Below are 22,699 nucleotides of genomic sequence, written 5' to 3'. Positions count from 1 at the left end.
CATAGATTTCTCGCCGGACGGTACGGCGGGAATCTCCGAACAGTTACGATAACCCCTATCAGAGGTTCAGCGTGTACAGCCGCTTGCGGGCGTCGGTGAACGAGAAGCGCGAGTCGACGACGCCGGCGTCTTCGAGTCGCGAGAGCGCGTAGCGAACGGTCCGCGGCGGGAGAAGCGTCTCCTCGGCGAGTTGGCTCTGGGTCAGCGTGTCGTTGTAATCGAGGACCTTGGCGACGAGTTTCGCACTCGGCGGCATCTCGCGGACCGGGTCCCAGCGGTCGGTCGACTCCTCTTCGGGGGCGAGTGCCTCGGTGGTGCTCATTCGTATCTCTCACTGGGGAATGTAAACTGATAATATTTACTGTATCAAAATATGCATCTTGTTAATTATTCTGTCCGAGGGACACAGCTCGTTCTGCCCCGATTCGACGCATCATTGCCACCGTTACCGGCGAATGAACGAATAACGGGTCTCCTTGCTCGTTCGGGTACGTTCGGAGGCCGCCGGAGAGACAGCGCTCCCACGGCGCGGCGGATCCGACTATGGTACGGATTCGCTCACCCGAAGTCTCTTATGAAGCCACATCCTACGGAGGGTGATGACTGACACTGTGGACGACGTCGAGCTCCCCTACGACGAGGAGGCGGCGTCGCAGCAGGAGAAGATCCAGGCGCTCAGAGAGCGCCTCGATATTCTCGAGTCCCAAAACGAGGAGATGCGGGACAAGCTGCTGGACGCGAACGCCGAGAACAACAAGTACCAGCAGAAGCTCGAGCGGCTCACGCACGAGAACAAGAAGCTCAAGCAGTCGCCGCTTTTCGTCGCCACCGTCCAAGAGATCACCGACGACGGCGTCGTGATCAAACAGCACGGCAACAACCAGGAGGCGCTCACCGAGGTGACAGACGAGATGCGCGAGGACCTCGAACCCGACGCGCGCGTCGCCGTCAACAACTCGCTCTCGGTCGTCAAGCGTCTCGACAACGAGACCGACGTCCGCGCCCGGGTGATGCAGGTCGACCACAGCCCGGACGTCACCTACCAGGACATCGGTGGCCTCGAAGAGCAGATGCAGGAGGTGCGCGAGACCGTCGAAATGCCGCTGGAATCGCCCGAGATGTTCGAGAAGGTCGGCATCCAGCCGCCCTCGGGCGTCCTGCTGTACGGCCCGCCGGGCACCGGCAAGACGATGCTCGCGAAGGCCGTCGCCAACCAGACGGACGCGACGTTCATCAAGATGGCCGGCTCCGAGCTCGTCCACAAGTTCATCGGCGAGGGCGCAAAGCTCGTTCGCGACCTCTTCGAGGTGGCCCGCGAGAACGAGCCGGCGGTCCTCTTCATCGACGAGATCGACGCGATCGCCTCCAAGCGGACGGACTCGAAGACCTCCGGCGACGCCGAGGTCCAGCGCACGATGATGCAACTGCTCTCTGAGATGGACGGCTTCGACGAGCGCGGTGACATCCGCATCATCGCGGCGACGAACCGCTTCGATATGCTCGACGAGGCGATCCTCCGCCCCGGCCGCTTCGACCGCCTCATCGAAGTCCCCAAGCCCGGCCAGGAGGGTCGCGCGATCATCTTCCAGATCCACACGCGCGATATGAACGTCGCCGACGACGTCGACTTCGACCGGCTGGCCGAACTGACCGGCGAGGCCTCGGGTGCCGACATCAAAGCGATCTGCACGGAGGCCGGGATGTTCGCCATCCGCGACGACCGGACGGAGATCACGATGGCCGACTTCGTCGAAGCCTGGGAGAAGATCCAGGCCGACGCGAGCGCCGACGGCGACGCGAGCCGCGCGTTCGCCTGATTCGGCGGCGTCTCTCCGGGCTTCTTTCTGCTGTTCAGAATCGACGGGGCGGAGCTGTGCTTCGATTATCGCCGACCACTGTCGGCTACTGTCGATTACTCGCTGTTACCGTCGTCTTCGGCGCCTCGAAGCATCGCGACCGCACGGCGCGTCGTCTCGGTGGCGTCGTAGCCGCGCTCGCCGTAGACAGTCGTCTCGGTGAGGAGCCCTGCCGCGCGGAACTCACCGAGGAGGCCGTGAAGATCCGACTCACAGAGGTCGTAGGAATCGAGGAGTTCGACCACCGAGAGCGGGCCGCGATCGGCGAGTTCGACGAGCAGTCCAAGCGAGCGGTCGTCGTGTGCGGCCGTGGCGACGCGTCGGACTGCCTCGGGGACGGCGCGAGCGGCGACCGAAAGTGGCGCGTCGTCCTCAACGGTCAACGCGTCGTTGGGGAGGTACCGTTCCTCGCCGGTCTCCGGATCGCGCACGCGACTCGATTCGGCCGAGCGCTTGACCAAGAGATACCGATCACCGGCGTCGTCGCGGACGGTCTGCATAGTCGTGACCTGGCCCGAGCGGCGCTTATCAGTTGCGCTGGCGGACGCGGTCACTGATGTTCGTCCGGACCGGCGCCCGCGGTATCGGCGTCCGCGTTTGCCGCACCGGCAGAATCTCCGTCTTTCGCACCGTCAGAGTCTGTATCTACCGCCCCGTCAGCATCTGCGTCGGGCGTGCTCTCGTCGCTGTCTGCGACGTGCTCTTGGTACGTCCGATAGAGGTCGTACGTCCGGTAGAGTGCGAAGAGGCCGACGACGACGGCCCCGCCGCCCCAAGTCCACTGACCACGGAACGCGATGAGCAACAGGCCGAGGCTGACGCCTGCGAGCGCGACGTTGGCGTAGATGACTGTGGCCCAGAAGAACTTCGCGAGGTCGCCGTCGACGTCGATGCCGGCGGCATCTTCGTCCCCCGACGTCTCGACCGACGGGATAGAAACGAGGTCGTTCTCGGGGTCTCCCCACTGGTCTTCGGGGTTGGGCTCGTTCGGTTCTTCGAGCCACTCGTCGAAATCCGTCGGCACGGTCGACTCGAGGGGCGGGCGCCGCAAAAACAGTTCGTTCCGCCGAAAGAGAGCGACGAGCGGGCTAACAGTACTCGGCGAGCGTCACCGTCCGGGCCGCTTCGACCCACGCGAGCGGATTCTGCGGATCGTAAAACACGATCCCGCCGTCGACCTCGTAGGACTCGACGTCGTCGAGTCCGTTCGCTTCGCCCAGGCGCGCTGGCGCGGCTGGCGACCGATCCGTCCGCTCGGAGTCTGCAGGGTCGACCATCGTAGCCTGTGGTATGACATAACACACTATAGGTCTTGCGTCCGATCCGGAACCCATCGCGGAGAAACCGACGATCCGCCGAGACGATCGGCGGAAGGATGATCATAGAGACTATCGTAAGTCCGCATAGATTTCTCGCCGGACGGTACGGCGAGAATCTCCGAACAGTTACGATAATCCCTATCAGTCGAGGGGCGGTCGGCAAGAAGACGAGGCGTCAGCGAACGTGAGTGGCGGAATCCGGGTGCACGCGACGGACACAATGCCGAAGCTTTTACTCGGGAATGCCGAAAGCGCCCCTATGGAACAGGCAGGGCTTACGGACGACTGGGGGGGCGGTGGCGACGACACCGCCGACGACGCCCGGCCGGACGCGGAAGCGGTGGCCGTCGCCGGCAACGGCACACAGCACGTCTCGGAAGTCGTCGACGCCGAGGACATCCGCTTTCCCGACGCCGACGGCACGGTCGAACTGATGGTGACGCAGGTCAACTACTCCGTCGAGGGCAGCGGCCGTCGGGAGTATCCCGTTCTGCACGTCTTCGGTCGGACGCCCGACGGCGAGACCGAACACGTCCGCGTGCTCGGGTTCGAGCCGTACTTCTACGCGCCGACCGAGACGCTCGACGACGACAAACTCGACAAGGACGTCATCACGCGAACGGAGGAGGGCTACGAGAGTATCCGGGGTGAGGAACTGACGAAGATCTGCACCCGGACGCCGCGGGACGTCGGCCAGATCCGCGACGAGTTCGAACACTACGAGGCGGACATCCTCTTTCCGAACCGCCTGCTCATCGACAAGGACGTCAAGAGCGGTATCCGCGTTCCCGAGCGACGTCTCGGTGACGGCGGCGACGGTGGCGACGATAGCGACGGGAAAGCAGATGCGATCCAGATTCCGCACGACGAGATCGAACCCGTCGAGGTCGAAGCGCCGCTGCGCGTGAACACTTTCGACATCGAGGTCGACGACCGTTCGGGCTTTCCCGAGGACGGCGAAGAGCCGATCGTCTGTCTCACCAGCCACGACTCCGAACGCGACGAGTACATTGCGTGGCTCTACGACGCTCCGGAGGCCGCCGCGGGCGTCGACTCTCCTGACGACCTCGACGCGTACGAACCGCTGCGCGAGGACACCGACATCGACGTTCGATCCTTCGAGCGCGAGGATGCGATGCTCGACGCGTTCCTCACCTACATCGAGGGAACGGACCCGGACGTGCTGACCGGTTGGAACTTCGAGGACTTCGATATGCCGTACCTCCTCGATCGAATGGAGGTCATCGATCCGACCTCGGAGTACGACCTCGACCCCGCGCGGTTCTCCCGCATCGGCGAGGTCTGGCGCAGCGGCTGGGGCGGCCCGAACGTGAAAGGCCGCGTCGTCTTCGACCTCCTGTACGCCTACAAGCGCACGCAGTTCACGGAACTGGAGTCCTACCGGCTCGACGCCGTGGGCGAACTCGAACTCGACGTGGGGAAAGAGCGGTACGCGGGCGACATCGGCGACCTCTGGGAGCAAGAGCCCGAACGTCTGCTGGAGTACAACGTTCGCGACGTCGAACTCTGCGTCGAGATCGACCGCAAACAGGACGTCATCGCCTTCTGGGACGAGGTGCGGACGTTCGTCGGTTGTAAGCTCGAAGACGCGACGACGCCGGGCGACACCGTCGACATCTACATTCTCCACGAGGCGCACGGCCGCTTCGCCCTCCCGTCGAAGGGCCAGGCCGACGCCGAGGACTACGAGGGCGGGGCCGTCTTCGATCCGATCACCGGCGTCAAAGAGAACGTCACCGTGCTCGACCTGAAGAGCCTCTATCCGATGTGTATGGTGACGATCAACGCGTCGCCGGAGACGAAGGTCGACCCCGAAAGCTACGACGGCGACACGTTCCAGGCACCCAACGGGACGTACTTCCGGCGCGAACCGGACGGGATCATCCGCGAGATGATCGACGACCTCCTCGCAGAGCGCGAGGAGAAGAAGGCCCTGCGGAACGAGAACGATCCCGATACGCCGGCCTACGAGCAGTACGACCGCCAGCAGGCGGCTGTCAAGGTCATTATGAACTCGCTGTACGGCGTCCTGGGCTGGGATCGGTTCCGCCTCTACGACAAGGAGATGGGTGCTGCCGTCACTGCGACGGGTCGTGACGTGATCGAACACACGGCCGAGGCCGCGAACGAACTCGGCAAGGAAGTCATCTATGGCGACACCGACTCGGTGATGCTGGAACTCGGCGGTGACGTCAGTAAGGAGGAAGCCATAGAGCAGTCCTTCGAGTTGGAGGAGTACATCAACGACTCCTACGACGAGTTCGCAGCGCGGGAACTCGACGCCGAGGAACACCGCTTCCAGATCGAGTTCGAGAAGCTCTATCGGCGGTTCTTCCAAGCAGGAAAGAAAAAGCGCTACGCGGGCCACATCGTCTGGAAGGAAGGGAAAGACGTCGACGACATCGACATCACGGGCTTCGAGTACAAGCGCTCGGACATCGCGCCGATCACCAAAGAGGTGCAAAAGCGCGTCATCGAGATGATTGTCCACGGGGAGGAGACCGACGAGATCGCCGACTACCTCCACGAGATCATCAGCGACTTCGAGTCGGGCGAGATCCCCGTCGACGAGATCGGCATCCCCGGCGGGATCGGCAAGCGCCTGGACGCCTACGACACCGCGACCGCGCAGGTCCGCGGCGCGAAGTACGCGAACGAGTTCCTGGGGACGAACTTCGGGCGCGGGTCGAAACCGAAGCGGATCTACCTGGAGAAAGTCCATCCCTCGTGGTTCCGGCGGATGGAAGGCGAGGAGGGATTCGATCCGCAGCGCGATGTCCTCTACGGTGAGTTCAAACGCGATCCCGACGTCATCTGTATCGAGTACGACGACCAACTCCCCGAAGAGTTCGAGGTCGACTGGGACGTGATGCTCGAAAAGACGCTGAAGGGACCGATCGCGCGGATCATCGAAGCGCTCGGAATGTCGTGGGACGAGGTGAAATCCGGGCAGGAGCAGACCGGACTCGGCAGTTTCGTCTGACGCACGTCAGCAAACGCGACCGACAGGAACCTCACGTACCCACATTCGGTTTCGCAAAACGCAAATATATTTTCCCCACAATAAACTGTGTACTGGGGAATGCGTAACCATTATGGGTGCCAGACCCCACTTTAGGGACACGAGGCAACGAAACAACGATGGCTACACTCGAAATCAAGAACCTCCACGCGAACGTGGCGGAGGAAGGCGGCGAACAGATTCTTCGTGGCGTTGACCTGGAGGTCAAATCCGGCGAGATCCACGCGATGATGGGTCCAAACGGGTCCGGGAAGTCGACGACGGCGAAGGTCATCGCCGGACATCCCGCCTACGAGGTCACCGACGGCGAGATCCTCCTCCATCTCGACGAGAACGACGTCGACGCGGACGTCCCCGAGGACAAACTGACGTGGGATCTTCTCGAGCTGGAGCCGAACGAGCGCGCGGCGCTCGGTATCTTCCTCGGCTTCCAGTACCCCGCAGAGATCGAGGGCGTCACGATGACGAACTTCCTCCGGACCGCACTGAACGCCAAACTCGAGGAACGCGAGGAGCTCTTCGAGGACGAAGGCGAAGCCGAAGAAGCAGCGGGCGAAGAAGAAGACGCCGGCTACGAGACCTCCCCGATGGAAGGTCCCGCCGACGAGGGCGAGGTCGGCGTCGCCGAGTTCCAACAGCTCCTCAAAGAGAAGATGGAGCTGCTGGATATGGACGAGAAGTTTATGCAGCGCTATCTCAACGCCGGCTTCTCCGGCGGTGAGAAGAAACAGAACGAGGTGCTGCAGGCCGCGATCCTCGAACCGTCGATCGCCGTCCTTGACGAGATCGACTCCGGGCTGGACATCGACCGCCTGCAGGACGTCTCGGCGGGAATCAACGCCCTCCGCGACGAGCAGGGCACGGGCGTGCTCCAGATCACGCACTACCAGCGCATCCTCGAGTACGTCGAGCCCGACCACGTCCACATTATGCTGGACGGGAAGGTCGTCAAGAGCGGCGACGCGTCGCTTGCCGAAGAACTCGAAGACAAGGGGTACGACTGGGTTCGCGACGAGGTATACGGGACAGCCTGATACGGACAGAGATCTAAGCAACCAAACACAATTATGAGCTCCGAACAAGATCACCTCAAAGAGACGGACACCGAGGCTCGCTTCGACTTCAAGAAGGAGGAGTCCTCGGCGTTCCAGACCGAGAAGGGCCTGACCGAAGAGACGGTCCGCGTCATCTCCGAGGACAAAGACGAACCCGAGTGGATGCTGAACCGGCGCCTCCGCGCGCTGAAGCAGTTCCAGAAGATGCCGATGCCGACCGACTGGCCCGGCCAGCCGGACCTCTCGGAAGTCGACATCGCAGAGATCGTACCTTACATCCGGCCCGACGTCGACGTCCGCGCGGGCGTCGACGACTGGACGGAACTCCCAGACGAGATCAAAGACACCTTCGACAAACTCGGCATCCCCGAGGCCGAGAAGAACGCGCTCTCGGGCGTCGGCGCCCAGTACGAGTCCGAGGTCGTCTACCAGAATATGCAGGAGCGCTGGGAGGAGAAGGGCGTCATCTTCATGAATATGGACAAGGCGGTGCAGGAGCACCCCGACATCGTCCGCGAGTACTTCATGACGAAGTGCGTCCCCCCGAGCGACAACAAGTTCGCCGCGCTCCACGGCGCCGTCTGGTCCGGCGGCTCGTTCGTCTACGTCCCCGAGGACGTGACAGTCGAGATGCCCGTGCAGGCGTACTTCCGGATGAACTCCGAAGGGATGGGCCAGTTCGAGCACACGCTCATCGTCGCCGAGGACGGCGCGGAAGTTCACTACATCGAGGGCTGTTCGGCCCCGAAGTACTCGGCGTTCAATCTGCACTCCGGCGGCGTCGAAGTGTTCGTCGGCGAGGACGCCCACGTCCAGTACTCCACGGTGCAGAACTGGTCGAAGAACACCTACAACCTCAACACCAAGCGTGCGATCGTCGAAGCCGGCGGCCGAATGGAGTGGATCTCCGGCTCGATGGGCTCGAAGGCGACGATGCTGTACCCCTCGACCGTGCTGAAGGGTCCCGGCGCCTCCGACAACCACATCACCATCGCCTTCGCAGGCGAGGGCCAGAACATCGACACCGGCGCGAAGGTCTACCACAACGCGCCCAACACCAAGTCGACGATCGAGTCCAAGTCGATCTCGAAGGACGGCGGCCGGACGAACTACCGCGGTCTCGTCCACATCGCCGACGGCGCGTCCGATTCCTCGACCTCCGTCGAGTGTGACGCGCTGATGTTCGACAACGAGTCGACGTCGGACACGATGCCGTATATGGAGATCAACGAGTCGAAAGTCGACGTCGCCCACGAGGCCACCGTCGGCAAGATCGGCGACGAGGACGTCTTCTACCTCCAGTCGCGCGGCCTCGACGACGACGACGCAAAGCAGATGATCGTCTCGGGCTTCATCGAGCCGATCACCGAAGAACTGCCGATCGAGTACGCGGTCGAACTCAACCGCCTCGTCGAACTCGAAATGGAGGGGAGCCTCGGGTAGTATGAGCGGCGCACAACTTCCCGCGAACCTCTCTGCGGAGACGGTCCGAGAGATCTCCGAGCAGCGCGAGGAACCCGAGTGGCTACTCGAAGCGCGACTCGACGCCCTCGACGCGCTCGAAACGCTCGATCTGCCGGACGTCATCCAGACGCCCGGCCGCCGCTGGACGAACCTCGAAGCGCTCGACTTCGAGTCGCTCGTCGACCCGCTCGAACAGGTCGACGAGACCGAGCGCACCGCCGACGAGGGCGTCGAGGTGCTCACGTTCACCGAAGCACTCGACGCGCATCCCGACGTCGTCGAGTCCGCGTTCGGATCGACGATCGACCCGCAGGAGAACTACCTGACCGCGCTGTCGGCCGCGCTGTTCACGACCGGCACGGTCGTCTACGTCCCCGAAGGAGTCGACGCCGAGGACGTGACGATCCGCGCGGAGATGAACTCCCGATCGCTGTTCAGTCACACGCTCGTCGTCACCGAGGAGTCCGCGTCGGTCACGATCCTCGAGAGCATCGAGTCGGGTGCTGACGTGGAGGACGCGCGATACTTCTCGAACCTCGTCGAGATCGACGCCGGCGAGAACTCCTACGTCCAGTACGGGTCGCTGCAGAATCTGGACGAAGACACCTACAGCTACTCGCTCAAGCGAGCGGACGTCGGCACGTACGCGACGGTCAACTGGATCGAGGGCAACCTCGGATCGCGGCTGACTCGCAGCGACGTCGAGAGCGAACTCAACGGCGACGCCGCCGAGACGAAGATCGTCGGCGCGTTCTTCGGCCACGACGACCAGCACTTCGACGTCAACGCCCGCGTCTGGCACAACGCCGAACACACGACCGCAGATCTCGTCACCCGAGGCGTCCTCGACGACGAGGCGCGCTCGGTGTACGAGGGCGTCCAGGACGTCGGCCGCGACGCGTGGGACACGAACTCCTACCAGCGCGAAAACACGCTGATGCTTTCGGACGAGAGCGAGGCCGACGCGTCGCCGAAGCTGATCATTCAGAATCACGACACCGAGGCGTCGCACTCGGCGACTGTCGGACAGGTCGACCAGGAAGACCTGTTCTATATGGTCTCGCGAGCCATCCCGCCGTGGCGCGCGCGGAATATGCTCGTCGAGGGCTTCTTCGTCCCCGTCCTCGAAGAGATCGAAGTCGAGGAGTTCCGCGACGATCTCGAAGCCCTGATCGCCGCACGGCTGCAGTAACCGACGCTTTTACTTACGGTTCTTTCTCCCGCACTTTCTACGCGATCTCATTCTCTCGGACACTGCCCCGTCGGCGTCGTACAGCGAGGCCCCGGAGCCGATCCGCTCCACGCGACTGATCGCTCGTCGACGTTGCCGTCGGTGTCGCCGACGCCGAACTTTCCGGGCGGCACGGCCACGACGGCGACCGTCCGCACGCGGAAGTCGACGCGTTTGTTCTCTCCGAGTCGTTCGTCGACCCCATCGCCGTCGACGTCGAGCGCCACGGTCGTCCCGTCGCGGACGTACGTCGTCCGATCGGAGGCTGCTTCGACGGCGAACCGACCGTAAGCACCGCGGGATTCCACGATCCAGAGGTTCGTCGTGGCGACCCACGGGTTGAGCGTCGGCAGGATCGGGAGTCCGGCGGGGATCTCTCCGAGCGTCCCGTTAGTTGCGCGCGCGATGCCCTGCTGGGTCGCGTTCTCGGCGGTTTGGGTCGCCATCTCGCGGGCGACGTCGCGCGTCGTCGAGACCGTCTCGTCGACGACCGACTGGGGAACGCGGACCCGTTTCGACGTCGCTGCCCGACGCAGATCGACGCGGAGCGCCGTACGGACCCGATCTTCCGCTACCTCGCTCGAACCAGTGCCTGTCGTTTCAGCGACGGCCACTGTCGCAACCGCGCGAGCGAGGGACCCGTCGGTCGCCGCGACCGCACGCTCGCCCGGGCCGGCCCAGCGCGCGAACGCGCGGCGGACGACGGCAGTCCGCTCCGTCGGCGAGAGTGTCGTCTCGCGAGCGAGCGTTCGCTCCGTGCGTTGTCGAACGTGGCCCATCGAGCGGGCGACGTTCGACCGCAGTGCGTCGGTACGCTTTCGGAGTGTTGGATCAGCGTGCGTTTCGAGCGTCTGGTCGGCGGTGACGAGCGCCTGCCCTGCAGTGTGTAGCGAGACGCGTCCAGCGTTCCCGAAGAGCGTTCGTGTGACGAGATCCGCCGCTTCGCCGTACGGGACGGCAAATACGTTCAGATTTCGGACGGCGAGACCGACGTACTGTTCGTCGTCGTCGATACCGTCGACGAGAGTTCCCTCGACCGGTTCGGGCGCGAGATACGCCGGGTCGCCGTCGGGGACGAAGACGACCTCTCCGCGTGCGCCTGCGGCCGTCCCGACGTCCCGACGCGGCGATGGCGGCTCGGGCGTGAGGTCTGCGAGATCGTTCGCGCGTGAGGCCGCGATCCCTTTCGCGTCGAGCGCGCGACCGATGCCGGTGTTTTGCTTCCGGGTCCGGTCAGCGCGGGCGTCGAGCGCAGCGAGTAGCTGGTCGAGATACGCCGCACGAGCGGCGACGCGGGTTCGGTCCGCGACGCCGTCGTAGGTTTCAGGCGCGTCGAGGAGTACGGCACGTCGGTCGCGGACGAGCGACGCGAGGCGCGCCGCACCGTTGGCTCGCCCCGTGGCCGCAGCACTGGCGTCGACCTCGACAGAGAGGTGCCGCACACGATCGCGGAGTCGCGCGACGTCCGCGTACACCCAGTCGGCGAGTTCCGCGGGCCGGTCGCCGACCATCGCGGTCGAGGCACTCGTCCGGCCACCGGTGACTGCACGGCGAGCGATCGCGTCGGGTCCCCCGAGGTCCGACACGAGCTCACGGCTGGCTGTGCGTCCCGCTCTGAGGTTCGGTCCATCGAGCGCCCCGCCGGATTCGAAGAGCGGTCGGACGGGGCGGGCGGGCGCTCTCCCGCCACCGAGCCGGCCGGTCGCGGTCACCCGGACACGGGAGACGTCCCGCCACGACGCGGACGTCGTTTGTGGTGTCGCATTCACCTTGACCCAGGTCCGATCCACTCGCCGGTGCTCTACGACGCGTCGGGTTGCCGTGTAGAGCCGCCGCGTGCCGATCCCCGTTCGAGACACAGACCGCGACTGCCCACTTCCGGTGACGGCGACGTCAGTCGAGACGCCGGAGTAGACGAGCGTCCAGTTGGGACCAGGTGCGCGTGGGGCGGGTCGCCGGCCGTTTCGGACCGTCCACGCCTCGGCGTCGACGGAGACTCTCGCCCGGTAGCCGCCTCGCAGGACGGCGTCGAGGGTGTCGGCTCCGCGCGTCCCGCGGAGCAGTGACAGAAACGCCTCGTCGGCCGTGCCGTTCACACCCACCGAAATCGATCGGGTCGCCGGCAACGACCCAGATCTCCCGTCGGAATCCGCGCGCTCGGCGTCGTTGGGACTCGGAAGTTGACCGGTCACTGCCGACACGACACGCGGGTCCGTTCTCGGGCCGAGGAGGTCGGTCGCGCCGGTCTGCAGCGTCGCCGCGCGAACCCCAGCGGCAGCGTCCGGATCAGCTCTACCGAACGCCGCCCGCTGGGCGTCGAGGAGGCCGGCGTTCGTCGAGAGCGCGACGTGGCGGTTCGCCACGACGTTCGAGATCGGTAGCCCGCCGTACTGACCGAGGCCACGGGCCTGCGCCATCGCGGTGACGCCGATCGTCGTCCGGCGAGCGAGACCCGGTGCGTCGAGTGGGTCCGCGTCCAGGCGTGCCTGGAACGCTTCGGTTCGGTCGTGCAGCGCCAGGACGGGGACGCCGACGGTCATCGTCCGGTCGCGCTGGCTGGTCTCGACGACACGTCCGTCCCGTTCGATCGTCAGAGCGACGTCGTGGACCGTCACTCGCAGTTCCGTCCCGTCGTCGGCGCTCGCGAGCGAGACGTGACCGAGCGCGTCCGGAACGGTCTCGACGGACGCCCCGAGCGATGCCCGCGCGGCGCTCTGCCCTCGGCGGTGTTCGACTGCCGCGACAGCATCACGAGCAGCGAGGAACACGCGAAGTCGGAGGTAGCGACGGAACGTCTGCGAACCCGCGAGCGCGCGTCCGGCCTCGGTGTCTGCTGCGATGGTCACGGGGTCGCGAGCAGCCGCCCGCGCCGCATCCCGAACGGCGCCGCGGAGTGCGGCGGTCACCTCGGCGTCGACGCGATCGGCGACGACGTCAGCCGAGCGGTCGATCGGTTCGGGACCCGGTGTCGCGAGTGAGGCCGCGAACGTCGAACTGCCAACGAGGAGCAGCACGCCGACGAGGGCGAACGGGACCCGCGCGCGGTCGTCGTCTGCGAGCCGCATCAGCGAGCCTCCGCCGAGGGGTTCCAGGTACGAACGATGATCCGAACTGAAGACACGGACACCGACTCCGCGGCCGCAGCCGGCGTGTCGTATCGACTCCGTAAGTCTGCAGTCACCTGCCGGGCGAGCGCGTCAGCGACGCAGGCGTTCGCGGAATCGGTGTCTTCGGTCGCGAGCGGGGCAGACAGCGAGGTGTTCATTTCGGCTTCGAGGCGCGCGTACCGATATCGAACCAACCCAGCGGCCGGATCGTCACCGCGGAGCGTGACGTGCGCGGGGCCGGGCGGGACGAGTACCTGCACGGTCCGGTCGGCGACTGCGCGGCCGAGTGTCTCGAAATCGGTCGTTTCTGACGCAGCGAGCGGTGCGACCCCAGTCGGGACGACGAGCGTCGCCGTGTGGACGCCATCGATGGGCGGTCGAGGACCGACGCCGACAGCACCGCCGACCGGCGCGTCGGGATACGGTCGCCACACTGCGTCGATCCGAGCGGTCGCGCCGGTTCGAGCGCGGACGGCTTCCCGCACGGCCCGGCGGAAGTCCGCGCGGGTCCGCGTGAGTGGGGCTGCCTCGGGATCTGAGTCCGCCGAGTCCAGGGTGACGCCCGCAGTTCCCGTCGCGGCGCGAGCGAGCAATCCGGCGAGGCTCCCGTGCGCAGTCCGGTCAAGTTCGGGCGATTCGAGAGGCGTTTCGGCCGCGTTCCCATACCGTGGATCAGCGTCGTCGAGGGCACGAACGCCGGGGGCGAGCGAGTAGGTCACCTGTGCCGTCGTCGTCGCGAGCGCGTCGGCGACGGCGTCGGCCTGTCCAGGGTTCTGCGGTGGCGACTGCTCGACACTCACCAGACCGAAGACGGACGCGGAGACGAGGAGCAGACAAACCACTGCGTCGAGAGCGGCGTTCATCGCCACACCCAGACCCGTAGCTGACCCCACTCGACGTCGCCGTCCCCCATCGCAACGCTCACCGGCCGGGCAGCACTGTCGGCGTCGCTGCCGACATCGTGCGGCGGCCGACGGCCGTTCGTCCAGCGCGCGTTCTGTGTCGTGAGCACGACCGCGACGCGGTAGCCGTCTGGCGCAACCCTGTCTGCCCGAACGAGGCTCACGGGAGAGACGACGCCGCCACCGTGGATCTCGCCGTAGACGCGGTCGAGCGTCGGCTCTGCGAGTTCGTTCGCCGTCTCTGACGGCGTCACGGCACCGAGTGTGGTGGCGTACAGCGACAGGCCAGCACAGACCGCGAAGAGCGCGACGAGCGCCACTATCGGTGACGTCTGGGCCCGTTCGGCCCCCCTCGCCTCGTTACGCATCGACGAGCACCACGTCGACGTCGTCCCAGGTCGTCCGGCGAACGATCAGCGTTCGATCCACGACACGCCACGGCGCCTCCGTCGCGTCGGCTCTGGCGCTGACGACTGCCTGTCGGAACGCCGCCGGCGAGCGGAACGCCCGGTCGGGCGGCGTCCCGTGCAGCACCTCCCGAAGCGGCGAGTCGCCGGCGGGGACAGGAGTAACGGGGCCGAACGCCACCGTCGCGTGAGCCGTCCCCGCGTCCGAGCGGAGTCCGACGCGGCGCGTCCCGAGCCGTATCTCCTCGGCGTCGAGCGGGTGCTCGCCAGTCGCGGTGTACTCTGCGGCCGCGACGCGGTCGATCGTCGCCGCGGCGGCTCCTGCGTCCGGTGGCGGGGCAGTCGGAAGTCCGGTAGCGGCACCGACGAGTGCGACGCCCGTCAGCGACAGGCCGATCCACGCGTACCACGCGTCGAGTGTGAGGTCGAACATAGGGCGGCTGGTGCCGTCTCCGTATATAAACGCTCGCCGCCGCGGAGCAGTGCTGGTCGGTGTCCCGAAATTGTGCCCCGGTCAGAACAACATCGACGCCCCGAGAAACGCCGCGAGATACGCCACCGTCGCCGACAGCAGCGCCAGTCCGACACGGTACCCCACGAGGGTCCGATCGAGACCGCGGTCCAGTCCCGTCGCCACGACAGTGAGAATAGCCGCGAGCGCGAGAACGTACAGGCCGACCGCTGCGCCGAGCAGCGCAGGGTCGAGCGTCGTCGCCCCCGGGGCTGCCGATCCAGCAATCGACGAACGGCTTGCGGCTGACGCGCCCAGCGACTGCTGGCCCGCGCCGACGCCGGATGCGGCCATCTGTGTCGCCATCGCCACGGTCGCGCCGCCGACGAGCGGACCGAACAGCGCCGCAGTGTGTCCGAGTGTACCCGTGATCGCTGCGAGTTCGCGGCGTGCGTCGGCCTCGACGCGCCGGAGTTCGGTCAGATGATCGGCCAGCGTGACGAGTGTCGGACCGGCAGGTCGGCCCTCTCTGGCTGCGACCGCTAATAGCGATGCCGTCGCGCGGGCCCGCGGGCTCGGAACGTGTTCGAGTGCGCCGTGCGCCCCGAGGAACGCTCGGTGTACGCCGACGCGCAGACGACGTTGGACGCCCGCCGCGGCGTCGAATACCTCGCTCGTCCGTCCAGTCGTCGCGTCGGCAGCCGACTCGATCGCCGTCTCGACGGATTCCCCGGCTCCGACGCGACGTCCGATGACGGCTGTCGCGTCCGCGAGCCCCGATTCGACCGCGGTGACGTCGCGGCGGACCGCCGCCATCGGGCGGTAGTACGCGGTGAGACCGGCCCCGAGAGAGAGCCCCGCGGCACCGACTGGTGTCGCCCACGGCGCGACGAGCGACCCAACAGCGGCCCCGAGGACGAGGCCACCCGACGCCGCGGCGACCCCGCGCCACCGCCCGGACGGCACGTCCGGATGCCCGGTCGTCACGCGCGGCGGGGCGAGCGCGATCGGACGCCGAAGCAGGAGCCAGGCTCCGGCAAACACCAACCCTACCGGGAGGACGACGTCGTAGAGGCCGACGAACGCCATCGCCGGTACTGACACCCCGCCAGCACGGGCGGCCGGCAACACGCCGACGAGTGCGAGCGGCAGGAGCACGCCGAACGCGTAGATTCCGCTGGCCGGACCGCGAATGTCGCCTGCGAAGGTCGCCATCTCGGTTCGCGCCCCGTCGAGCACCGTCTCCAGTGCGCGATCGAGCGCGTGGTCACGTTCCTCCGCGGGGGCGTCGGAGGCACTCAAGAGCAGCGACGTCGACCGTTCGAGTGCTGGGAACCACGAGTGCCACTCCGCGGCGAAGCCGCCGAGTCCCGCAGCCGGGCCGGCGCGCGTCCGGTCGATGTGTGCAGCGAGGCTCCGAGCGAGTGGCCCTTCACCGGTCTGGGCCGCGAACGTGGCGGCGCGTTCGGGCGCTGCTTCGAGCCGAAGCCGAAGGGCTGCGCGGGCGACGAGTCCGGGTGCATCGCCGAGAGCCCGCGACCGTCGGAGTGTCGCGGCCGCGACGGGGAGCCGGTGGACGAGGTGAGTAACTCCGAGACCGAGGCCCGCGGCCGCCGAGGCCGCGGCCACGAACGGGAGTGACGGGACGGCGAGTGCGACCCCACACAACACGAGAATCGCAGCAAAGGGGGCGAGCACGTACCCGGCCCGGACGACCGTCTGGGCTCGGAGGTCGCTCTCGAGGAACGCCAGTGACCGGTGAAGCTCTGCTGTCGGCTCGACGTCGCTTGGATACCAACGCGCGAGTCGGCGTGCCGCACGAACGACGCGGTCGTCGGTCGCCGACATCAGCGACCTCCGCGCTGGGACGGGCGTAGATCGTCGGGGGCTGTCAACCCCGCGGTGGCGAGTCGTTCGAACCGACTCGCGCGCCGGTCGAGCAGCGAGAGCAGGTCGCCGTAGGACTCGTCCCCGTGGCAGAGCCGCTCGAACAACGCGCTGTCCCCTCTATCGAGCGAACCGGTTCGGCGGAGCGTTCCCGATTGCCGCTCGAAGAGCGAGACGAACGTGGTGTCTCCGTCGACAGCGCGGACCTCTTCGATGGCGTCGACGTAGCGCGCGTCGCCGTCGTGAGCGCAGGTGACGACGAGGTCCGTCGCACCGAACGAGGACGGTGGGACGCCGAGATCGGAGACCACGCGCTCGCGGACGGCAGCCGCGGAGTCGCCGTGGATCGTTCCGAGCACTGCGTGCCCGTGCGCGCCGACTCGCATCGCCTCGTAGAGCGCACCGGCTTCCTCACCGCGGACTTCGCCGACTGCGAGCGCCCCGTCGCCGAGCCGAAGCGCCGCGCGAAGCGCGTTCGTCGGAGAGAACGAACCGCCTATCCCGGCGCCTTCGCCCGACCCCCCTGCGTGGCCGTCGGTGTGGAGCGCTTGCACGTCCCGGCCGTGCGCACGGAGCGCTGCGACCGGGAGCTCCGGCGTGTCTTCGATGCTCACGAGCCGCGTCGTGTAGGGGAGTTCCCAGAGAAGCGCCCCGAGCAAGGTCGTCTTGCCGGCACCGCGCGTCCCGGCGACGATCGTTGCCGCCCCGCGCTCGATCGCGAGCGAGAGAAACGCCGCAGCCGCCGGTGAGAGCGACTGGGCGGCGACGAGACGCGCCAACGTCCAGGCTTCGTCGTCCCGCGCGCGAAAGGCGAATCCGACGCCGTCGCTCGCGGGTGCCGTCACGCCAGCCACCCGGATCCGGCGACCCGTCTCCGCGACGACAGACGCGTCGAGCGTCGGCGAACTGCGGGAAAACGCGCGGCCACTCTCGCGACGGAAGCGTGAGGCGAGTGACGCCGCGCCGCCGGGCGTCAGTCGGAGGTTCGTGGGGACGCGCTCGCCGTCGAGGACGACTCTGACGGGCGAGTCAGTCACCGGGGCCGAGACGACGACGTCCGAGACTCGCTCGTCGGCGAAGAGGTGCTCGAAGACGCCGAGTCCGCGAGTGTACCGGTCGAGCGCCGTCGAGAGCGTTTCGACCGGGTCGGCAGGGCTGGCGACGCGTCTAACGGCTCGGCCCGCGGCACGCGGTCCGCCGCTAACGGACCCGTTCGCGAGCACGCCGTAGGCGGCCGCCAGGGTCGACGTGGCGGCGGCGTCGAGTCCGTGTGCGACCGGACCGAGGTGGTATCGCGCTCCGTCGGCAGTGTCGTACACCCAGACGTCCGCACCGGTCGGCAGTTCGTACGTCTCTCGGGGAGAGGCGTCAGACGGCGGCTGGCGAGCCACACGCGCACGAGCGATCGTCGGCCCGACGAACGCGCTGAGGATGCCAGCGTAGTCGTTCCCGTCGCCGACAGAGTTGAAGTCGTCCGCTCCAAGGCGAGCACCCGCGCGCGCAACCCCCTCTGCGAGTCCTGATTCGGCGGCGATTCGTGCGACGGCACCCGCGCGTCCGGTCGCCCGCCGAGCGGCCGCGAGCGGGTCTCGACGGGCCCGCTCGGCCAGCGACTCGTCGTGGAAGCGAACGCGCTCGACGAACCGACCCGCTGCGAGGAGCAGCCCCACGGATTCGTCGGTGTAGGTCCGTTCGCGTCCATCGGATCGCGTCCTGACGGCGTCCACGTCGTGGTCGGTTAGTGCCGCGACGACGGTTGCGCGACACCCCGGACGTGACTCGAGAACTCCCTTGCCGGGGCACGCGGAAGCGTCGACGACGAGTTCCCGGCGGTCGGCAACACCCGTGCCAGTCGGTCGTTCGATCGACGGCTGGCACCGACAGCCCTCACCCGTCTCGCCTGGATCAACCCCACTGGCCACCGGTCCCGACGCCTCGTTAACGGAGTTCGGTTGGTCTGGGTCCGAACCGAGTCCGAGAGCAGCGACATCGGGAAGCGACGACGTGAGGCGACTGAGAGACGGCTCATCGCCGAGGACGGAACCGAGGTTGAGCGACATACGACGGGTGGCCGCGTCACGGTATATAAAGAATCGGCCGACGGCTCAGGTCGCCGCCGCCACAGATGCTCCGGGCGGACGCCGCGTGACGACGAGCGTGGGGCGCTCGGCCGCGCCCACGAGCGCGAGCGAGACGCTTCGGCGACCGGGTTCGCGCAAGACAACTGGGCCGGCGGGCGTTCGGACTGGAACCGGCAGCGAGAGTCCTCGAACCCGCGTCGGCGACTCCGCCAGGGCGAACGTGACAGCCGAGCGATTTCCCGGTCCCCTAGGCCGACCGCCGATCGCGACGAACGCCGGCTGGGCTGCTGTCAGCGACGCGCGGGGGAGTCGGATCGTGATGCGTCGCGTCGCGGCTCGCTCGCGCGTCGGCGTCGCGTCTTCCGTCGTTGCGAGGCTACGCCCGGCGCGGTCGATCCGGTCGACGGCACGTTCGATGATCGCGTCGGTCCGCGTTGCTCGGGCGTCGTCGACCGCGGGAACGACGGCCGCGAACGTCGCGACCGTGAGTGCCGCCGCAACGACGAGGCGAATCACCGGAAGGCGTCGCGGAGTCGCGACGCGAGAGACGGATCCACGTCCGATGCCGTATCCGTCGACGCCCCCTCTGAACGGCTGACGGCGTCGCGGACTGTCTGCCCGTCGCGCGCGCGATCACCGCCGCGAGTGGACTGTCGGGACTGCGACGTGGACGGTCTCGCGTCTGCGTCGTCGACCGCGTCGTTCGGGGTTCGGGTCGGCGTCTCGGCTGTGGTCGATCTCCCCACCGCGTGGCGTGTCTCGCCGCTTTTCGATTCCGCGGGCGTGTCTCCGTCACCTGTCTCTCCCGACTCCGCGAACCGCTCGCGGACGAGCGCTCCGTCCTCCCGCTCGACTTGCCGTTCGAGTGCTTCGACTTTCGCGAGTGCGATGGACGCCCGGCGCTCGACCGCCTCGTCGATGGCTTCGACGCCGTCGAGCAGCCCTCGGACTGCGTCGAGGTCGGCCTCCAGCGCGGTCAGCCGCTCGTCGAGACTCGCCACGCGCTCCTCGACGGCGTCCGTGTCGTCTCGGGGCGCGGAATCGGCGTGCGTCGTCGCCGAACCCCGGTCGAAGTCGCCGTCCGTCGCTGGGGGTAGCAGTTTCTCGTCGTCGGTCGCGGCCGATTCGGAAGCGGCGATAGCGTCGTCGACGGAATCGAGACGAGCAGTGAGCGCGTCGTGGCCAGTCTGTTCACTCGACATACCGCCCGTGGCCGCGTCATCGTTCATAAACGGTCGGCCGCAGAGAGTCCGCCGCGCACGCGACCCGGGGCGAACGTTGAAGGGCCACCTCAGAGATACACGAGATATGAAGTCCGTCCTGATCGGCGTCGGCCAGGCCGGCGGGAAACTCACCCGCGAACTGGTCGCATACGACGAACGGATGGGATTCGGCTCCATCCGTGGCGCAGTCGCGGTCAACACCGCCAAGACAGATCTGCAGGGTCTCCCCTTCGAGACAGTTTTGATCGGCCAGGACCGCGTCAAGGGCCACGGGGTCGGCGGCGACAACGAACTCGGGGCCGAAGTGATGCAATCGGACAACCGCGAGGTGCTCTCGGCGCTCGACGGCCGCATCACGGCCGGCGTCGAGTCGATCTTCGTCGTGGCCGGACTCGGCGGCGGCACCGGCAGCGGCGGCGCGCCCGTCCTCACGAAGGAACTCAAGCGTATCTACGACGTCCCCGTCTACGGACTCGGGATCCTCCCCGGCCGCGACGAGGGCTCGATGTACCAGGTGAACGCCGGTCGATCGCTGAAGACGTTCGCCCGCGAGGCCGACGCCCTCCTCCTCGTGGACAACGACGCGTTCCGGTCGGCCGGCGAGAGCATCACCGAAGGCTTCGACGCGATCAACGAGGAGATCGCACAGCGAGTCGGCCTCCTCCTCGCATCGGGCGAGGCCGTCGAGGGCGTCGCCGAGAGCGTCGTCGACTCCTCGGAGATCATCAACACGCTCCGCAGCGGCGGCATCGCCGCCCTCGGCTACGCCTCCGCCGAAGCAGCACCCGACGCCGAGGAGAACATCAACGCCGTGATGAGCACCACCCGGCGCGCCCTCCTCACCGGATCGAGCCTGCCTGACGCGACGGACGCCGACGCCGCGCTCCTGATCGTCGCGGGCGAGCAGGACGCCATTCCGCGGAAGGGCGTCGAGCGGGCCCGTCGGTGGGTCGAAGAGGAGACCGGCAGTCTCCAGGTCCGCGGCGGCGACTTCCCGCTGTCGAGCGGTCGCCTCGCGACCTTGGTCCTCCTCGGCGGCGTCGAACGCTCCGAACGGCTGGAGGCGTTTATGCAGCGCGCCAAAGACGCCCAAGAAGAGTCCGACGCGGCGGCCGAAGCGGAGGCCGAGGACGCCGCGGATATGTGGGCGAACGACGACCTCGACGATCTGCTGTAGGCGACGCAGGGCCGTTGGGGGGGATACGAAGCCGTTGGAAGCGACGCGAACCGAGCGCTGAGGCGCTGTTCGGTCGGTGCGAAAGAGGTGAGAAGTCGCTCGCTACTGCTGGAGTAGGCTCGCGCCGTCGAACTCGGTGCGGGCGTACTCGACTTCCAGCAGGTCGAGGATCGTCGGCGCGATGTCGTAGAGGTCGGCGTCCTCTATCTCGACGTCGGAGTCGTCGACGAACAGCGACGCGTTGTCGAAGCTGTGCATCCCGTTCCGGGGGCCGGTACCGAACACGTCTTCGTGGCCCTTGAACCCGGATTTGAGGTCGAAGCCGTGGTTCGGGACGACGACGAGGTCCGGCGCGATGTCGTCGTGGTCGCCGCGGAAGGCGTCTTCTTTCTCGACGACCCGCGCTGCGACCTTGCGACCGTCGGGGCCTTCGAGCGCTTCCAGTTCGGCTTTGAGTTCCGCGCGGACCGCCTCGTACTCGTCCTGTGGGACGCCTCCGCGCGGTTCGCGGTCTTCGAGGTTGATGTAGAACCGTCCGGGGATGAGCGAGTACGCGCGCGTGTCGTCGGCGATGTCGCCGAGTTCCTCGTGGTCGTCGTCCGCATACGAGAGCCAGCCCTCCTCTTCGAGCCAGGCGTTGCAGTGGACCTCGTAATCGAGGGACGTGAAGCCGTGGTCAGAGGCGACGACGAGCGTGACGTCGTCCGGGAGCGATTCGCGGATCTTGCCGACGTACTCGTCGACCTTCTCGTAGAACTCCAGGAACGCCGCTTTGTTCTCGCCGTCGTGTTCGTAGTCCTTGAATAGGAAGTGATTCACTCGATCGGTCGTCATAAAGACCCCGAAGAAGAGGTCCCAGTCGTCGCGGTCGAGGACGTTCGTGAACGCCTCGTACCGGCGGTCGAGGGTCTTGTGCGCGTTCTCGACGAACTCCGTCTTGTCCTCGTTGTGGCCGAGTTTGGCGTTGACGTCGATCCGATAGCCCATCTCGTCGAGTTCGTCGCGGAACTCGTCGGGGTGGGCGGCCTTGTCGACGCCCGGCGAGAGAAAGCCCGAGACCATCCGCTGGACGTTCCGCTGCGGCGGGAACGTCACCGGGACGTTCATCACGCTCGCCTGGCGGCCGGCGTCGGTGACGCGATCCCACAGGCGCGTCGCCTGTACGTCGCGCCCCATCGGGACGTAGGTGTCGTAGGAGCCGTTCTCGCGGTCCTGAAAGCCGTAGACGCCGGTTTCACCCGGATTGACGCCGGTCGTGAGCGACGGCCAGCAGGCCGAGGACTCCGGCGGGACGATGCTCTCGATGGGGCCGGCGCTCCCCTCCTCGGCGAGCGCGGCGAAGTGCGGAAACCGATCTGGGCTGTCGGCGAGGAGGCTGAAAGGAACGCCGTCGATACCGATGAAGGCGACGCGCGGGTGATCCGCCCCGCGAAGTCGGTCGAACAATCCCATATCCTCCGTATTTCCTGGTGAGTCATAAGAAGTTTCGTCTCCGT

At 66.9% G+C, this 22,699-nt stretch carries 19 protein-coding genes; 6 read left to right on the top strand and 13 right to left on the bottom strand.

Going from position 1 to position 22,699, the window contains the following annotated elements; translation table 11 throughout:
• Positions 1-58 precede the first annotated feature (58 nt).
• A complete protein-coding gene (locus NO362_RS06750; protein WP_256288016.1) occupies positions 59-322 on the bottom strand; it encodes a helix-turn-helix domain-containing protein in 264 nt (87 codons plus the stop codon).
• A gap of 277 nt (positions 323-599) precedes the next feature.
• Between NO362_RS06750 and pan1 the strand changes: the two genes are divergently transcribed.
• The gene (pan1, locus tag NO362_RS06745) at positions 600-1,817 is read left to right on the top strand and encodes a proteasome-activating nucleotidase Pan1 (RefSeq protein ID WP_256288015.1); all 1,218 of its coding nucleotides are present in this window, start codon (positions 600-602) and stop codon (positions 1,815-1,817) included.
• A 95-nt stretch (positions 1,818-1,912) separates the two neighbouring features.
• On the opposite strand, the gene NO362_RS06740 is transcribed toward pan1, so the two are convergent.
• From NO362_RS06740 to NO362_RS06730, 3 genes are all read right to left on the bottom strand, one after another.
• On the bottom strand, positions 1,913-2,356 hold the full coding sequence (locus tag NO362_RS06740) for a DUF7346 family protein (protein ID WP_256288014.1): 444 nt from the start codon (positions 2,354-2,356) through the stop codon (positions 1,913-1,915).
• 50 nt (positions 2,357-2,406) lie between these two features.
• Positions 2,407-2,880 carry a DUF7322 domain-containing protein gene (locus NO362_RS06735; RefSeq protein ID WP_256544647.1) on the bottom strand — a complete coding sequence of 158 codons (474 nt, stop codon included), beginning with the start codon at positions 2,878-2,880 and terminating at the stop codon, positions 2,407-2,409.
• 64 nt (positions 2,881-2,944) lie between these two features.
• Complete coding sequence (locus NO362_RS06730; protein ID WP_256288012.1) at positions 2,945-3,133, bottom strand: DUF7331 family protein; 189 nt, start codon at positions 3,131-3,133, stop codon at positions 2,945-2,947.
• Between the two features lie 301 nt (positions 3,134-3,434).
• Here NO362_RS06730 and NO362_RS06725 point away from each other — a divergent pair, with 301 nt between their 5' ends.
• From NO362_RS06725 to sufD, 4 genes are all read left to right on the top strand, one after another.
• A complete protein-coding gene (locus NO362_RS06725; protein ID WP_256544646.1) occupies positions 3,435-6,179 on the top strand; it encodes a DNA-directed DNA polymerase in 2,745 nt (914 codons plus the stop codon).
• A gap of 158 nt (positions 6,180-6,337) precedes the next feature.
• Complete coding sequence (locus tag NO362_RS06720) at positions 6,338-7,252, top strand: ABC transporter ATP-binding protein (protein ID WP_256544645.1); 915 nt, start codon at positions 6,338-6,340, stop codon at positions 7,250-7,252.
• Positions 7,253-7,285: 33 nt separating this feature from the next.
• Positions 7,286-8,716, top strand: a complete 1,431-nt coding sequence (sufB, locus tag NO362_RS06715) for a Fe-S cluster assembly protein SufB (RefSeq protein WP_121568047.1) — start codon at positions 7,286-7,288, stop codon at positions 8,714-8,716.
• 1 nt (position 8,717) lies between these two features.
• The gene (gene sufD / locus NO362_RS06710) at positions 8,718-9,929 is read left to right on the top strand and encodes a Fe-S cluster assembly protein SufD (RefSeq protein WP_256546593.1); all 1,212 of its coding nucleotides are present in this window, start codon (positions 8,718-8,720) and stop codon (positions 9,927-9,929) included.
• A gap of 47 nt (positions 9,930-9,976) precedes the next feature.
• Here sufD and NO362_RS06705 read toward each other — a convergent pair whose 3' ends face one another.
• The 8 genes from NO362_RS06705 to NO362_RS06670 form a co-directional block, all read right to left on the bottom strand.
• Complete coding sequence (locus tag NO362_RS06705) at positions 9,977-13,033, bottom strand: DUF7286 family protein (protein WP_256546592.1); 3,057 nt, start codon at positions 13,031-13,033, stop codon at positions 9,977-9,979.
• The gene (locus NO362_RS06700; RefSeq protein WP_256546591.1) at positions 13,033-13,938 is read right to left on the bottom strand and encodes a DUF7284 family protein; all 906 of its coding nucleotides are present in this window, start codon (positions 13,936-13,938) and stop codon (positions 13,033-13,035) included. Before NO362_RS06700 ends, NO362_RS06705 begins: the two co-directional genes overlap by 1 nt.
• A complete protein-coding gene (locus tag NO362_RS06695; protein WP_256546590.1) occupies positions 13,935-14,345 on the bottom strand; it encodes a DUF7285 family protein in 411 nt (136 codons plus the stop codon). The genes NO362_RS06700 and NO362_RS06695 overlap by 4 nt, the downstream gene beginning before the upstream one ends.
• On the bottom strand, positions 14,338-14,817 hold the full coding sequence (locus tag NO362_RS06690) for a DUF7283 family protein (RefSeq protein WP_256546589.1): 480 nt from the start codon (positions 14,815-14,817) through the stop codon (positions 14,338-14,340). Before NO362_RS06690 ends, NO362_RS06695 begins: the two co-directional genes overlap by 8 nt.
• 81 nt (positions 14,818-14,898) lie before the next feature.
• Positions 14,899-16,683 carry a type II secretion system protein gene (locus tag NO362_RS06685; protein WP_256546588.1) on the bottom strand — a complete coding sequence of 595 codons (1,785 nt, stop codon included), beginning with the start codon at positions 16,681-16,683 and terminating at the stop codon, positions 14,899-14,901.
• A complete protein-coding gene (locus NO362_RS06680) occupies positions 16,683-18,782 on the bottom strand; it encodes an ATPase, T2SS/T4P/T4SS family (protein ID WP_256546587.1) in 2,100 nt (699 codons plus the stop codon). The genes NO362_RS06685 and NO362_RS06680 overlap by 1 nt, the downstream gene beginning before the upstream one ends.
• A 45-nt stretch (positions 18,783-18,827) precedes the next feature.
• Positions 18,828-19,319, bottom strand: coding sequence for a DUF7311 family protein (locus tag NO362_RS06675; RefSeq protein ID WP_256546586.1), 492 nt, complete (start codon positions 19,317-19,319; stop codon positions 18,828-18,830).
• Positions 19,316-20,005 (bottom strand): DUF7310 family coiled-coil domain-containing protein, encoded by a 690-nt coding sequence (locus NO362_RS06670; RefSeq protein ID WP_256546585.1) that lies wholly within the window; start codon positions 20,003-20,005, stop codon positions 19,316-19,318. The genes NO362_RS06675 and NO362_RS06670 overlap by 4 nt, the downstream gene beginning before the upstream one ends.
• A gap of 106 nt (positions 20,006-20,111) precedes the next feature.
• On the opposite strand from NO362_RS06670, the gene NO362_RS06665 reads away from it, so the two are divergent.
• Positions 20,112-21,203, top strand: coding sequence for a tubulin/FtsZ family protein (locus tag NO362_RS06665; RefSeq protein WP_256546584.1), 1,092 nt, complete (start codon positions 20,112-20,114; stop codon positions 21,201-21,203).
• A 102-nt stretch (positions 21,204-21,305) separates the two neighbouring features.
• On the opposite strand, the gene NO362_RS06660 is transcribed toward NO362_RS06665, so the two are convergent.
• Positions 21,306-22,655, bottom strand: a complete 1,350-nt coding sequence (locus tag NO362_RS06660) for an alkaline phosphatase family protein (RefSeq protein WP_256546583.1) — start codon at positions 22,653-22,655, stop codon at positions 21,306-21,308.
• Between the last annotated feature and the right edge of the window lie 44 nt (positions 22,656-22,699).

This window comes from Halobellus inordinatus, from assembly GCF_024498335.1.
GTDB classification, from domain to species: Archaea; Halobacteriota; Halobacteria; order Halobacteriales; family Haloferacaceae; genus Haloquadratum; species Haloquadratum inordinatus.
Note: the sequence above shows the minus strand (reverse complement) of the source record. Positions and strands in the feature narration are given on the sequence as shown.

What these genes read in the sequence shown, in the direction of transcription:
- sufB (WP_121568047.1), top strand. Translation starts at nt 7,286, where the DNA reads ATGAGCTCCGAACAAGATCACCTCAAAGAGACGGACACCGAGGCTCGC.
- NO362_RS06725 (WP_256544646.1), top strand. Translation starts at nt 3,435, where the DNA reads ATGGAACAGGCAGGGCTTACGGACGACTGGGGGGGCGGTGGCGACGAC.
- NO362_RS06690 (WP_256546589.1), bottom strand. Translation starts at nt 14,817, where the DNA reads ATGTTCGACCTCACACTCGACGCGTGGTACGCGTGGATCGGCCTGTCG.
- NO362_RS06730 (WP_256288012.1), bottom strand. Translation starts at nt 3,133, where the DNA reads ATGGTCGACCCTGCAGACTCCGAGCGGACGGATCGGTCGCCAGCCGCG.
- pan1 (WP_256288015.1), top strand. Translation starts at nt 600, where the DNA reads ATGACTGACACTGTGGACGACGTCGAGCTCCCCTACGACGAGGAGGCG.
- NO362_RS06685 (WP_256546588.1), bottom strand. Translation starts at nt 16,683, where the DNA reads ATGTCGGCGACCGACGACCGCGTCGTTCGTGCGGCACGCCGACTCGCG.
- NO362_RS06750 (WP_256288016.1), bottom strand. Translation starts at nt 322, where the DNA reads ATGAGCACCACCGAGGCACTCGCCCCCGAAGAGGAGTCGACCGACCGC.
- NO362_RS06680 (WP_256546587.1), bottom strand. Translation starts at nt 18,782, where the DNA reads ATGTCGCTCAACCTCGGTTCCGTCCTCGGCGATGAGCCGTCTCTCAGT.
- NO362_RS06665 (WP_256546584.1), top strand. Translation starts at nt 20,112, where the DNA reads ATGAAGTCCGTCCTGATCGGCGTCGGCCAGGCCGGCGGGAAACTCACC.
- NO362_RS06670 (WP_256546585.1), bottom strand. Translation starts at nt 20,005, where the DNA reads ATGTCGAGTGAACAGACTGGCCACGACGCGCTCACTGCTCGTCTCGAT.
- sufD (WP_256546593.1), top strand. Translation starts at nt 8,718, where the DNA reads ATGAGCGGCGCACAACTTCCCGCGAACCTCTCTGCGGAGACGGTCCGA.
- NO362_RS06700 (WP_256546591.1), bottom strand. Translation starts at nt 13,938, where the DNA reads ATGAACGCCGCTCTCGACGCAGTGGTTTGTCTGCTCCTCGTCTCCGCG.
- NO362_RS06705 (WP_256546592.1), bottom strand. Translation starts at nt 13,033, where the DNA reads ATGCGGCTCGCAGACGACGACCGCGCGCGGGTCCCGTTCGCCCTCGTC.
- NO362_RS06660 (WP_256546583.1), bottom strand. Translation starts at nt 22,655, where the DNA reads ATGGGATTGTTCGACCGACTTCGCGGGGCGGATCACCCGCGCGTCGCC.
- NO362_RS06720 (WP_256544645.1), top strand. Translation starts at nt 6,338, where the DNA reads ATGGCTACACTCGAAATCAAGAACCTCCACGCGAACGTGGCGGAGGAA.
- NO362_RS06695 (WP_256546590.1), bottom strand. Translation starts at nt 14,345, where the DNA reads ATGCGTAACGAGGCGAGGGGGGCCGAACGGGCCCAGACGTCACCGATA.
- NO362_RS06740 (WP_256288014.1), bottom strand. Translation starts at nt 2,356, where the DNA reads ATGCAGACCGTCCGCGACGACGCCGGTGATCGGTATCTCTTGGTCAAG.